Below are 13220 nucleotides of genomic sequence, written 5' to 3'. Positions count from 1 at the left end.
CAAACATTTATAGCACTCAGCAAACAGCGCTGAGTGCAAAAACTTACTCTAAAGTGTTTAGTGAGGCATGGGAGGCTCTACAATAAGAATGCCTGCCATGATGTCATCCAGAATTTGGATATGCTGATAGGACTTTTCTTCCGCAAGTGAAGTTGTGGGACCACAGGGAAATACTGTTGCAATATACTTGTCATATGCTTCTGTCTGCTCAACATTAGCATGTACAATATAGGTCTTTCCTTTTTCAAATGGATACTGGCTTTTAAATACATCGCCTCCAAACTCCGATTTTAACGTCAAGGTTAAATCACCGGTTTTTTTACCCATTTGCGTTTCAAATGCAGTATTGTTGTACAAGGTATTTTCCACTAAGAACTGTACTTTCTGCTCTCTTCGAAAAACACCAGAATCATCATATCCCTCTTTAACCAGCTCAGTAGACTTAACGGTACCAATAAATGCAATATTAGCATGCTCAAGGGCCATCGTTACTGAAAGAGGGTTCGCTTGCCAAGCTGACATCGTACTTGGAGCATCAGCAAAACAATACTGTGAAAATGGGTTATTACCTGCAACAGCTACAGAAGAAAAACCTAATACAGTGGAAAGCGATAGTGTGGCTAATTTTTTGAACATCAAATTATTCCTTTATATCGTTCAGTAAGTGTAGAAACGTTATTGAACAGACTCATCCTGAATGACCAAAACGTCACTATTAGAAATCTATTTCTTGAAAAAATCAATAGGCATCTTTCAGCTCTGTATACACAAAGTGAAGGGTTTTTTATGAGGCTATTTTGAGCAACAATAAACTAACTATAATTTTGCTTTTAGTGGTTTGTAACTTTATCAACTAGGAAATCAAAGCATTCAATAAATTCAGCAAAAAAAAGCCCCATCAATGATGGGGCAAATTACCACAGTGATTTATGGCAGTAAGGGTTAACTATAAAATCTACTCTTTTATTGGCTTCTTCATCAGCCATATCCCATAGGTAAACGCTGTAATTAAAGAACCAATACCGATAACCGCTGAGTACATTAAGACACTATTAACCGCATTAGGGATAAAGAATACAAAGATACCTCCATGTGGTGCCATCAGCGTTGCTCCTATCCACATGGAAAGTGCACCTGTGACAACACCACCTGCTATACAGCTCGGAATAACACGCAGTGGGTCTTTTGCGGCAAAGGGAATTGCACCTTCAGATATAAAACACAACCCTAGAACAAAGGAAGCTTTACCTGCTTCATGCTCATTTTTAGAAAAGCGCTTACGAAAAATAAATGTCGCCAAGCCCATTCCTATTGCAGGTACCATACCCGCTGCCATTATTGCAGCCATAGGTAAGTAGGTCTTACTTGCCAATAAGCCCACACCAAAAGTATAAGCAGCCTTATTGACTGGCCCTCCCAAATCAAAGCACATCATCGCGCCTAATATCGCGCCCAATAACACGGCGTTACCCGCTTCCATATTAGCCAGAAAATCTGTCATAAATGCCATAATACTGGCAACAGGCGTACCCACCACATAAATCATGATGAGACCCGTGGCTAGGGTTGCTAAAAATGGAATAATTAAAATGGGTTTTAAGGCAGCCAATGTATCAGGTAATTTAACTTTTTCATTAATCCAGCGTGCAATGTATCCAGCAATAAAACCGGCTGCGATCCCTCCTAAAAATCCAGAATTTAATGAGCTTGCTAACATACCGCCCACTAAGCCTGGTGCGAGTCCTGGACGATCAGCTATGGAAAAGGAAATATAGGCAGCAAGCACAGGAATCATTAACGCAAAAGCGGACCCTCCACCAATTTGCATAAGTGCAGCTGCTAGCGTGCCCTCTTCTTTAAATGCTTCAATACCAAAGACAAACGACAAAGCGATAATTAAACCACCCGCTACCACTACCGGTAACATAAAAGATACACCTGTCATCAGGTGCTTATATAAACCTTTGGCTGAGCTTTTATCTTCTGTTTGTTGTGCTGTACTTTTATTACCAGCCGCTGTACTACCACCTAAAATGGCAGCATCTTTTTGGGCTTTTTCAAATACCTGCTTCGACTGCTTTAAAGCCTGCCCTGTTGATGTGTGAAAAACACGTTTTCCAACAAAACGCTGGGTATCCACATCAATGTCTGTCGCGAGGATGACTAAATCAGCAGCAGCAATTTCCTCATCAGTCAGCGTATTTTTCGCTCCCACAGAACCTCTTGTCTCAATTTTTACGTCATAGCCAAGAGACTTACCCGTACTGGTAAGGGCTTCAGCAGCCATAAAAGTATGAGCGACACCTGTTGGGCATGCGGTTATACCCACGACTTTAAGCGGGGCGGATGAAGTGCTGCCCGTATTATTTTGGGGTGCTTTTTCATCATTAGACGTTGTATTTTCCACAAGACGCTCTATATTTGTAATAGCAGAATCACTATGCCTTGAAGCTTGTTTTACTGCATTTTCTAACCAGGCCTCTGGCGCTGCTAACACACCCTCTATAGCACCACGGTAAACAGGTAACCCTTCTAAGTGAGATAAATCTGTTTCACCCGCTCCCGCAACAATTACACAGTCTACTTGCTGTAATTGTTCTACCGATAGGGGTTCAAAAGGGCGTAAATGACTTCTACTTTCTATTAATACTTCCCAACCTAGCTTATTGGCCGCCTGCTGAATAGCATCAGCCGCTAAAAAAGTATTTATCACGCCACCCGGGCAATACGTTATTACTGCGATTTTCATCGTTATACTCCTCAGCCTACTAAACCTGCTGTTTTAGTTTTATGAGATGGCTTATCTGTTCTACTTGTTGATAGTCCTTTACACCAACCCCTACCTGCATCACTGCACATGCTGATAAGGCGGTTGCTCTTCTTAAAATAACCTCTGGTGTTTCTTGTTTCATCACACCATAGGCTATACCTGCTACCAAAGTATCTCCCGCTCCTACTGTGCTAATAACATCAACCTTAGGTGGTTGCGCCTGCCAATAATCTGCAGCAGTTACCCACAAAACCCCTTGAGCGCCATTCGAAATGACCACATGTGTTATGCCTCCTTGAATTAATTCTCTGGCCACCTTTATTTGCGCCTCAGGAGACTCCAATGAAAAACCCGCCCATTCGGCAAGCTCATTAGCATTGGGTTTTATTAACCATGGCTTTGCTTTAATACCCTCCGAAAATGGTAGACCACTGCTATCAAATAACACTTTTTTACCATGTGCTTTTAAATGGCTAATTAATTTAAAATAATAATCTCGTGGCAAACAGGCAGGTAAACTACCTGAAACTACCCACAAAGAAAAATCAGGCAACAAGCGTTCTATCGTATTTTCAAGCTGGTGGATTACCGAATCGCCAAATTCCAGTCCCGGAAAATTAAACTCGGTTATCTGATCAGCAGATATTTTTACATTTATACGCGTACTGCCAGGTACTACCAAAAACTCATCCTGAATATTACGATTAGTACAAAGGGTATTAAATGCTTGCGCATTTTCATCGCCTAAAATCCCTGTAGCAGCAACTGGAACATTCATATCTGCTAACACACAACTAACATTTACGCCTTTACCTGCAGGCCGTAAGGAAAAATCACGAATAGAATTAACTTCGCCAATCTGAACACACGACAGTTGCCCTGTTAAATCTAACGCGGGATTCATCGTAACCGTTGCAATGCCCTGCTGCATTATTTTTTCTCTCCGCTCAATACAGCCGTGATAGTTTCAACATAATCACCTGCCAACCCTCTTACTTGGTCAGCATCAGACAGACTAAGTGCACGTTCGGCCAGTTGCTGGCAATCTTTAAATGACATATGTCGTAAATATAATTTGGTACGAGGTATCGCCTTAGATGACACACTGACTTCATCCACCCCCAACCCAAGTAATAAGGCTAACCCTGCGGTATCCGCAGCCATTTCACCACAGACGCCAACCCAAGCTTGTCCCTGTTTTGCCCCATCGACAGTATGTTTAATAAGCTGCAAAACAGCTGGGTGAAGTGGATCAACACGAGCAGACAATTTAGGATGTCCACGATCCATAGCTAATGTGTATTGTGAAAGGTCATTGGTACCAATTGAAAAGAAGTCCACTTCTGATGCAAAACGCTCAGCAAGTAATGCAGCCGCAGGTACCTCAATCATTATGCCTAATTGCAAGTCTGCACAACTGTATTTAGCCTGAATTCGCTTAGCTATCGCTTTAATTTCATGCCACTCTGCAAGATCGGTAACCATGGGGAACATAATGCGTAGAGGCTGGTCTCCTGCAGCAGCCATTAACGCGCTTAATTGAGTTTCTAAGACATGTGGATGCTGAAGTGTTAGACGAATACCCCGCACACCTAAAAATGGATTCTCCTCTTTTGGTTGGGGTAAAAATGGCAAAGGCTTATCCCCCCCAACATCAAGGCAACGAGCAACAAGTGGTCGCCCAGCTAAGGCTTGGATAATTTGTTGGTAATACTGCTGCTGTTGTGCTTCACTTGGCTCCGTCGCATAGTGCATAAACACAAACTCTGTTCGCAGTAAGCCAACAGCTTCACCACCCAATTCCACGGTCTTCTCTGCTTCAGCTAAGTTAGCTATATTGCCAGCTACTTCAATTTTATGTTGATCCTGGGTAATCGCTGGCTGTTGGCATGAAGCTAACGCCCTGGCCTCTAATTGTTTTTGTCGTTCAGCGGTTTGTTTGGCTTGCTGAATACGCAATGCCTCTGGTGCAATTTCTAATAATCCTTTATCACCATCCAATATAGCCATCCATGGTGTTTCTAACGTTAACAGTGACTCGCCTAATCCAACCACTAAAGGAATACCTAAACTGCGCGCTAATATTGCAGCATGGGAATTTGCTCCACCATAAGCTGTTGCAATTCCTTTGACTAAAGCTGTATCCATTTCGGCGAGGGTAGAGGGTAATAATTCATCAGTTACCCAAATATGAGGTTCTTCTGCTGAGGAGGAAGCTTCATCATGCTTGGTTAACAGCTGCAAAACGCGTTCACCCACATCACGAATATCAGCTGCACGCTGAGCCAATAATGGGTTTGGCAGTGCCGCCTGGATATCAGCAAGCTTGGTAAAACTTTGCTGCCAGCTCCACTCTGCCTTATGTCCTAATTTCATTAACTGTTCGGCCTGATCTGACAGCTCAGGATCTTCAAGCATATCCCTATGCATCGACAATATGGCCACTAAGTCTTCTTGGGTTAGCCGTTCAACCTGTTTGCCAAGCTGTTGTCTGGCTGCATCAATGGCATATTGCAAACGCGGTATTTCTTCAGTGGGAGAATAGTGTTGAGCATCATCAACGATTGATGATCCAAGTGTATTGAAATGTAACTGCATAGGGGCAACAGCAATGCCTTGTGCTGCACCCACACCTTGTATAATTCCAGAAGTTAGTACCGTTTTTTCTAAGTGCTGTTCTTCCTGTGGTTTACTTGTTGAATCTACAACAGGTACCGTAGGCTCTCCTAACCCATCAAGGAAACCTTGCTCGATTACCTCTAAAGCTTTAACCGCTTGAGACCCTTGTGCAGTGAACACCAGTTTTTGCCCATGTACGACGCCTAGGCTCAGTAGCTGCGTTAAGCTTCGTGCATTGACAGGTAATACTGAGTGATCAGCAGGCTCAACGACTATTTGGCAATCAAGATTTTCCAATGATTTAACAAGTTGAGCCGCAGGGCGCGCATGTAATCCATCTGCATTTAATACTGTTACTGTTATATTTTTACCCTCAATCACATCACTACTAAGCAAACGAACCACTTCTTGGGGATTAACTGCATTAACAAGCTGAGATAGTGCACCTTTGAAGTGCAACTGCATTAAACGTTGTATGACCTGTTCATGTTGACGGTCAACCGCTGCAAACATGACTAGAAACTTAAAGGGTTGCTGCTTAAGTATGGTTGGCTCTACCAATTGAACAGCAGCGATTGCTGAACGTTTCACCCCCACCGATCCCCCTACAAGCCAAACTCCTTCTGCCAAGTAGCGTGGCTGCAATTCAGGTAATTGATGGGCAAACTCCCAGGATATTACGTCAGCATCAAGCAACTTTGTCATTGCTAAACTTGCTGCGCTGTTTAGTGAAGAAAGTGGTTGCTGTAACGCCACAAAGTTTCGGTCAAATTGCAGTTTTTGACTTGGCTGCTGGCCATTTAAAACAGCGGCAATCAGGCTAGGGTCATTAGTATCTTTCAGTTCAGCAGCAGTCTGCTCATCACCAATCACATGAGTTAAGCGTTGTAGAATGGTCAAATGCTCTTCTGACTTAGCCGCAATACCCACCACGATATAAGCAATTTGCCCATCTCCCCAGTCAACACCTTGAGGAAATTGCACAACACGAATACCTGTGTTTAATACTTCTGATTTACTGTCTGCAGTACCATGGGGAATGGCTATACCTTGACCTAAATACGTTGATATTTGCTTCTCTCTAGCCATCAGAGCATCAAAATACCCCGCTTTAACCAGGTTGCCATCAACCATGCTTTCTGCAACAAGCTGTAATGCTTGTGCCTTACTACTGGCCGAGGCATGTAAAGTTATATCCTGCGAAGTTAAGGTCAACATAGAAGCCATCCTATATCTAGCGTATTATTTACACGCTTAATGAGTGTGCTACTTAGGTTCATTTATACTGTTGCTTTGTTTATAGCCTTATACTGCTAGAAAGAACCTTGCATAAACGCCATAGAACCTTTTCACAGTCTCTAGTTTTAGTAATCGGTTATCGCAAACTTGTTTTTGCTTTATCGTTTCAGCTACTATGCTTAAACGATTCAGTTAAAAAATCAAGTCTCTTAGTAAAATGATTTGATTATGGTATGATCAAGCGCAATTTTTAGTGAGGATAACCGGTTCATGCGACTGGAAGAAATAGCCAAACTCGCGGGTGTATCCAAATCCACAGTCAGCTACGTCATCAATGGCAAAGCAGATAAGTACCGGATTAGTCAACGCACCCAGGAAAAAGTACTCTCTATCGTTAACCAATATGGTTTTCGACCGAATGATACTGCTGCTGCGTTAAGACGTGGTAAGAGTAATACCTTTGGGTTTATCACACCCGACTTTGAAAACCGAAGCTATTTACGGATTGCCAAGCGTCTGGAACAGTTAGCACGAACCGCTGGCTACCAACTGATTATCGCAAGCTCTGATGATAACCCTGCTACAGAGCTTGAAGTCGCTAAAATGCTTTCATCTCGTAATATTGACTTATTGATGGTGTCATCGTGCTTAGGGGATGAAGTTGAATACTACCAGCAACTGAACAAACAGGGGCTACCAATCATTGGCTTAGACCGCCCTTTACCTGATTCAGACTTCATCAGTGTGATTAGTGATGATCAGCATGGTGCAGAAATACTGGTCAGCTCGCTAGACTTAAAACAAGCAAAAAATGTTGTGATGCTAAGTGCAATGCCTGAACTGACCATCAGCAAACAACGAGATACTGGCTTTCGCAATGCACTGAAGTCATACCCCAATATTACTCCACACTGCTTCTATGGAGACCATTACAGCCGCTCTGTTGGTAAGACTCTGTTTCATAAAGCTGTGGAAAACCTGGGGTGCATCCCTGATGCCGTTATCACTACATCATACACCCTAATGGAAGGTATCCTTGCAGTCCTTGCGGATAGCACTTGGTTTGAAAAATGTCAGCACTGTCAGCTAGCCACCTTTGGTAATAGCAGAGCTTTAGACTTACTCCCTATTAAAATCAATTCCCTACCACAACAATACGACATAATTGCTGAGCACTCTTGGCAACTTGCTATGCAAGTAATCAACGGTGCTTATACACCACAACGTGAAGTAATTCCTCGCTCACTTATTGTTCGCCGTTAATGATTCATATATGCTTTTTAGGCAATAAAACAGCAAATATTTAAGTTTTATTGCCTTGAACATGTTTTAAATACTACACATTAAAGGCATATAAAGCGTCTTTCGACTATCCTTAACGAATACCATAAATAAGATAATAATCAGCCTATATACGCTTCAACTTAACAGACCACCTTTTCTTACCCTTTCAACTCTGTGTACTACACATATTACGTATTACCATATTTGGTATTATATTATCTTTTGATTGTAAAAATAGCCGATAACTCTAATTACCGGAAATTTTTTCGAGGGGGTTAGTATTCTGGGAGGGAGTAGGAGCACTAAGGGTACTGAGAGCCTTTAGTAGTAGAACATGTAACCTACTGGTGTTTTTATCTATAAACACATAATATGCCGCCAACTAACAAATAAATTAATATTTTGATTAATTTAAGTAGTTTATGAGAATTTTAAGTTGTTTTTTAATATTTCTTTTAAGTGGGTGCTCTACTTTAATTGAAAGAACAGGGGGTGTTGAGCACAGTAATCTATGCACTAGTATTGATGAGCTAAATAAGCTACTAGGAAAACCCAAATTAGTCTATGGGCATAACGATCACAATCTACCTAAACATATATTTTTACGAACAAATAATCTTTCATATGAAAAAATATTAGTGCATGAAATTAAGGGGAAGGTAAAAAAGGCATCAGATGGTGTTCCTCAAATGTATTTAGCAATACTAACGCTTGGTATCTCTGAAGTTATAGTGGTACCAGTCTCCACCGTCAAAAGGATAAGCAGTAATTTTGAAAAGCATGAGTATGTGTCAGTATACGACGAACATGGAAGATGTATATTAAGTGAAGTTTATGATACTAATGGTAATCAAATAATGACAGGGTGGTACTAAGTTAATAGATAAGAGCTGGACAACAAAATATGAAGCTTACAAAGTGATATTTGCCAAATGACAGAAGTAGTTTTTCACATATTTGGTGCTGTGTTTATGATAATAATGAGTTGGCAGTTTTTTTTAACGCCAATACTTATATCATTACTTTTAAGAAAACTAAAAAAAATTGATTCTCGTGAGTGGAAAAAAATGACTATTCTCTCTACTAACCCCTACATGATAGGTGGGGAAGAAAAACATCGTTTACAAGAATATCTAAAAAATAGAGCGTTTACTAAGCATAATTCAGAAGCTATTAATAAAATTGGTGTGATTACACGAGCTTCATTTTTGATATCCAACCGCCTTTTTTATAGCGTATTCTTAATTATTTTCGCAGCTGCTCTCATCATAGAGGGTGTTCGTTTCTTTTTTGATGAGTCATTTTTAATGTAGCCTCTTTTTTTCATCACAGGATGGCAAAAACCTCCTTTAAAGTTGGTTTTCGAATAGCGTATCGTTTTTTAATGGTTAGATTTAGCAGTTATGATTAGTTTATTCAGAAAGAAACGACTACTGAACACGGAACATTCAGCAGAAAGTGTGATAGATAGATTGTATTCCCTTAACAATAAATTTATAAGTAAGACAAAGTTTGTAGAAGTAAGGCGCAAAGGAGCAAGAACCTTTGGTCTCAGCTTCGATAAAAATATCGCGTCTTCGCAACTCAATTATTCAGTATCAAAAGAGATTTGGATTGAGAGCATAGACAAAGGAAGCAAAGTACATATTAAAACACGTCCTATAGGAGATATTTGGGCTTTTCTGATTTTAATGCTCCCAATGATTCCTAACGCTATTTACGAGTCTGGATTACAGGCGCTCTTAATGTTTATTGGGCCACTCTGCGTTTTGGAAGTTTTGTTTTTACATAAATCTACCAGTGAAAACTCAAAACTAGATAAACTTATTAATGAAGTGTTAATGTGATATATTATCCAGCAAGATCTAGCACCTGCCCACATCACTGGATACCCTGAGCCATAAGGCCTACAATGAAGCTAGGTTTTGCGTAAGAGTGTCGTTTATTAATAGTTATGCTGCCGGTAAAGCCATGAGGAAAGAGCGAGAAAAATCAATTTATACCGCATGGTGTTTAAAAGACGATACAGGGCCATGCATGCTAATAGCAGGCGATAAACCATTAACTTTCAATGATGGTAGCGTTGATCCAGATTGTCAGAAAAAATATTACACAATATCAGCCTGCACATGGGAAGAAGCTATGGCTATTTACTATCTTCGGCAAGGTTGGGATCCATACCGCCCAGAAGGCGAAGCAAAAGCTTGTCCTCAATGTGGGGCACTTCTCTATTCAGAAGGTAGTGGCCAATGCTGGTCATGCAATCATCAATGCTAAACAATAAATCACATAATCGACTAAGACTTACTCCCTAACCAGCCATATTCTTGATCGTTCCCTCCACCAAAATAGCGATAACCCTGCTTATCGATTAAAAAACAACCACTTTACATGCTCACTCAGTAATCCCTCTTCTCACTTCTAGCCTGTAGAGCATCAGTACTCATGATCTTTACAAAGTTATGTGTAACGGTTACTCGAAAGTGAAAATGTCAGTGATAAACTAACTGATTCTAAAGTGAAATTTGGCCATGAACTGGCTGAGGTGTAGTTATTGTGAGCAGTAAAGATAGAATTACTCAAAAAGAATTAATCATCAAAAGTGCAATATATGTCGCAGTTATATATCTTATGTTTCCAACGTTAAGTTTTTTTATTAACGTGTTTGGAGCGTTTTATGCCGCTATTTGTTTAGGCTTATGGCTCTCATTTTCACTACAGTTAAGACCAACAAACCTAGTTTATACTTTTCTTCTTTCGGCAGTGCTTTTTAGTGTGGAATTTTATACTAATATAGCAGGTTGGTTTCCTGCTCATACCGTATTTACACTGAATGCGATGCCTAAAGGCATAGAGTTTTTTAAGTATCTATTTAAAGTTCCTTTTTATATTACTCTTATCATCTTGCTAGAACTCATCATTAGATTATTTCAGCTAATTTTAGATAGACCAGATTCATTTTATACTAGGAAATCTTATTGCCTATACTATAACGTTATTTTTTGGATGGCGTTGTTTAACTGGGTACTATGGGCAGATCAAAATCATGTATATATGAACATAAATGATATGTGGGGTTTTTTAACATTATCAGCCTTGATGTCAGGCTATATGACGATTTTGTATTTTGAAAAGTCAATTTCGATGCTAACTGTCATTTTTGGCATAGCTGCAGTAGTGTGGTTTCTATCTTTTTCAGTATTTGCGCCAATTAGCGAAAATGACCTTTGGTATCAGCAACGTTGGAGTATAGAGCTTATTCTGATCGTTATACTATGTTGGAAAGGAGGAAAGCGTAGAGAAACTGCTGAGCCAACGGATCCAGACACCTAATGGGGGTCAATAATTAGTGGACGACCCTGCAAACAGTCCACTATAAGTATACCTATAATGCACTACCCCCAGACCAGTGCACTAACTATAGAAATCCCATGTATAATGCACTAGCTGGGTAATGTATGCGGGCGTTAGGCTATTTAAAGATTGAGAATGAAGATAGATCGAGTAAAACCTCTATACAGAAAAGTTAACACTAAAGCACGGGGTGTTCATCATCACTCTGGTAGTAGCTATCGTTACGATAGGAACACTAAAGACGCTGAATCAGTAAAAATGAAAAAGGATGTCCAGCGGGGTTTAGACTATACGCCATTGTTTAGATTCCTACTCTCTAAGGTAGGTAAAAGATGGGATTCCGTCTTTAGTGAGGCTGTAGCCAGACTCGATAAGCAAGAGCCAATTTTTTGGATGGTCTCAATGGATATTGAAGATGCAGACGACTACATTTTAACAAGTGAAAGCAGCTACTTTAGTGGTTTATATGTAGATAAAGACGGCCTATTGCAAGTGGTAGCACCTGAAATAGATGAGACAAGCCTTTCGCCAGCTTGCAAATGCTGTACGCACACTTTTAACGGTAAGCCGTTTACCAAAAAGTTTAAGTTGGAGTAGAGTTGTCGCCTAATCGGGTAAGAGCTGGTATCTAAACTGCTTCATTATTCTCCCCCAAAATAGCCAATAACCCAGCTTACCGGCTATGTAGATCCTTCCAAATTTTAAGTGCTGACTAATGAAAAACTTGCCAAGATTCAGATATTGATGCATATTATCATCACAATATGCATCAAGGCTTCTATTATGCGCACTACGGTTACTATTGACGATGATTTGTATGATAAGGCTCTCGAAATGGCCGACCCTGACATGGATAAGTCAGAGCTATTTCGAGAAGCCATCAAAACGTTTGTACGCGTTCAAGCAGCCAAACGTCTTGCTGCTCTTGGTGGCACTGCTCCCGATATGCAAGATATTCCACGTCGTCGAGAGGAGTCTAACCCATAATGAGTGTACTTGTTGATACATCGGTATGGGTGGATCACTTTAGAAACAGCAATAGTACTCTGATCAGTCTCATTCAAGCAGACTTAGCACTTACTCATCCCATGGTCGTGGCGGAAATAGCCTGTGGAACACCACCAGCTCCTCGATCCAGAACGCTTAGTGATATAGGGTTATTGCGTCCAGCAAACCAAGCAAGCTTAGATGAAGTGATGGAATTTATAGAGCGTGAAAAGCTCTATGGCCAAGGATGTGGGCTGGTAGATATTATATTACTTGCTTCCACACTAATTACCCCAGGTACAACATTATGGACGCTTGATAGACGTCTTGCAGGTTTGGCGGAATGCTTCCAGGTTGACTATCAAGCAGCTACTCAGTGGAATTAAATTACTTCTGCTTTTCACCAGAACCACCCAGCCTATGGTGTAAATATGTACCACAGGGTTAGTCTTGCTGAAGTATGCTTTAACCCAATACCCCCTGTAGTCATAACAAAACCCTTCCTCCTTTCTTAATCTATTGTAAATATTGATGTACATGGTTTGTATTCACTAACCAAAAAGTTCCGATAACTAAAGTTACCGAAAGTTTTTTCGAGGGGGTTAGTATTCTGGGGTGGGGTAGGAGCACTAAGGGAACTAGCACTAGCAATTACATCAACAGTTCCGGATATACAGCTTGCACTTTTTAAAATTTATTCAGTGATATAAAAAAGCCCTCAAATATAGGCGTATAGTTTATCAAAAATAATAGCCCTATTTATGTTTTGCTTTAATAATAAGTAGAAGCAAAATATAAATTGGTACTGTATACACAAAGGCACAAAATAAGGTGTACCAAACACCTATAGAGTCAGCAACATTTATTTTTTCCAAGTAGATTTCTAGAAAAAAGAAAAATACAAAAATAGAAATAAATGTAAAGAAACTTGATTTACTTGACATTTTGAGTTGCAGTTTCTGCTAAT

At 40.3% G+C, this 13220-nt stretch carries 13 protein-coding genes; 9 read left to right on the top strand and 4 right to left on the bottom strand.

The genetic code is table 11. The features are described 5' to 3' along the window. Positions 1–57: 57 nt before the first annotated feature. The 4 genes from KHS79_RS22565 to ptsP all read right to left on the bottom strand — a co-directional run bounded on the left by KHS79_RS22565 (position 58) and on the right by ptsP (position 6607). The gene (locus tag KHS79_RS22565; protein WP_212722297.1) at positions 58–636 is read right to left on the bottom strand and encodes a hypothetical protein; all 579 of its coding nucleotides are present in this window, start codon (positions 634–636) and stop codon (positions 58–60) included. A 319-nt stretch (positions 637–955) separates the two neighbouring features. Continuing rightward, the gene (locus tag KHS79_RS22560) at positions 956–2749 is read right to left on the bottom strand and encodes a PTS fructose-like transporter subunit IIB (protein WP_212722296.1); all 1794 of its coding nucleotides are present in this window, start codon (positions 2747–2749) and stop codon (positions 956–958) included. Between the two features lie 19 nt (positions 2750–2768). Then, the gene (pfkB, locus tag KHS79_RS22555; RefSeq protein WP_212722295.1) at positions 2769–3701 is read right to left on the bottom strand and encodes a 1-phosphofructokinase; all 933 of its coding nucleotides are present in this window, start codon (positions 3699–3701) and stop codon (positions 2769–2771) included. Then, positions 3701–6607 (bottom strand): phosphoenolpyruvate--protein phosphotransferase, encoded by a 2907-nt coding sequence (gene ptsP / locus KHS79_RS22550; protein ID WP_212722294.1) that lies wholly within the window; start codon positions 6605–6607, stop codon positions 3701–3703. The genes pfkB and ptsP overlap by 1 nt, the downstream gene beginning before the upstream one ends. Before the next feature lie 291 nt (positions 6608–6898). Here ptsP and cra point away from each other — a divergent pair, with 291 nt between their 5' ends. The 9 genes from cra (at position 6899) to KHS79_RS22505 (ending at position 12639) form a co-directional block, all read left to right on the top strand. Next, a complete protein-coding gene (gene cra, locus KHS79_RS22545; protein WP_212722293.1) occupies positions 6899–7891 on the top strand; it encodes a catabolite repressor/activator in 993 nt (330 codons plus the stop codon). Between the two features lie 443 nt (positions 7892–8334). After that, on the top strand, positions 8335–8787 hold the full coding sequence (locus KHS79_RS22540) for a hypothetical protein (RefSeq protein WP_212722292.1): 453 nt from the start codon (positions 8335–8337) through the stop codon (positions 8785–8787). Between the two features lie 57 nt (positions 8788–8844). Further along, positions 8845–9225, top strand: a complete 381-nt coding sequence (locus KHS79_RS22535; RefSeq protein WP_212722291.1) for a hypothetical protein — start codon at positions 8845–8847, stop codon at positions 9223–9225. A gap of 147 nt (positions 9226–9372) precedes the next feature. Beyond that, entirely contained in the window at positions 9373–9759 is a 387-nt protein-coding gene (locus tag KHS79_RS22530) for a hypothetical protein (RefSeq protein WP_212722289.1), read from the top strand. An 88-nt stretch (positions 9760–9847) separates the two neighbouring features. After that, positions 9848–10189, top strand: coding sequence for a hypothetical protein (locus KHS79_RS22525; RefSeq protein ID WP_212722287.1), 342 nt, complete (start codon positions 9848–9850; stop codon positions 10187–10189). Positions 10190–10468: 279 nt separating this feature from the next. After that, positions 10469–11245, top strand: a complete 777-nt coding sequence (locus KHS79_RS22520; protein WP_212722284.1) for a hypothetical protein — start codon at positions 10469–10471, stop codon at positions 11243–11245. Between the two features lie 156 nt (positions 11246–11401). Beyond that, positions 11402–11863 (top strand): hypothetical protein, encoded by a 462-nt coding sequence (locus KHS79_RS22515; RefSeq protein WP_027710004.1) that lies wholly within the window; start codon positions 11402–11404, stop codon positions 11861–11863. A gap of 186 nt (positions 11864–12049) precedes the next feature. After that, positions 12050–12253 carry a type II toxin-antitoxin system VapB family antitoxin gene (locus KHS79_RS22510; protein ID WP_027710006.1) on the top strand — a complete coding sequence of 68 codons (204 nt, stop codon included), beginning with the start codon at positions 12050–12052 and terminating at the stop codon, positions 12251–12253. Further along, positions 12253–12639, top strand: a complete 387-nt coding sequence (locus tag KHS79_RS22505) for a type II toxin-antitoxin system VapC family toxin (RefSeq protein ID WP_212722282.1) — start codon at positions 12253–12255, stop codon at positions 12637–12639. The genes KHS79_RS22510 and KHS79_RS22505 overlap by 1 nt, the downstream gene beginning before the upstream one ends. Positions 12640–13220 lie beyond the last annotated feature (581 nt).

The sequence above is a fragment of the Zooshikella ganghwensis genome (assembly GCF_018263875.1).
Taxonomy (GTDB): Bacteria; Pseudomonadota; Gammaproteobacteria; order Pseudomonadales; family Zooshikellaceae; genus Zooshikella; species Zooshikella ganghwensis.
The sequence above is the reverse complement of the archived record's forward strand: the minus strand, read 5'-3'. Positions and strand labels throughout refer to the sequence as shown.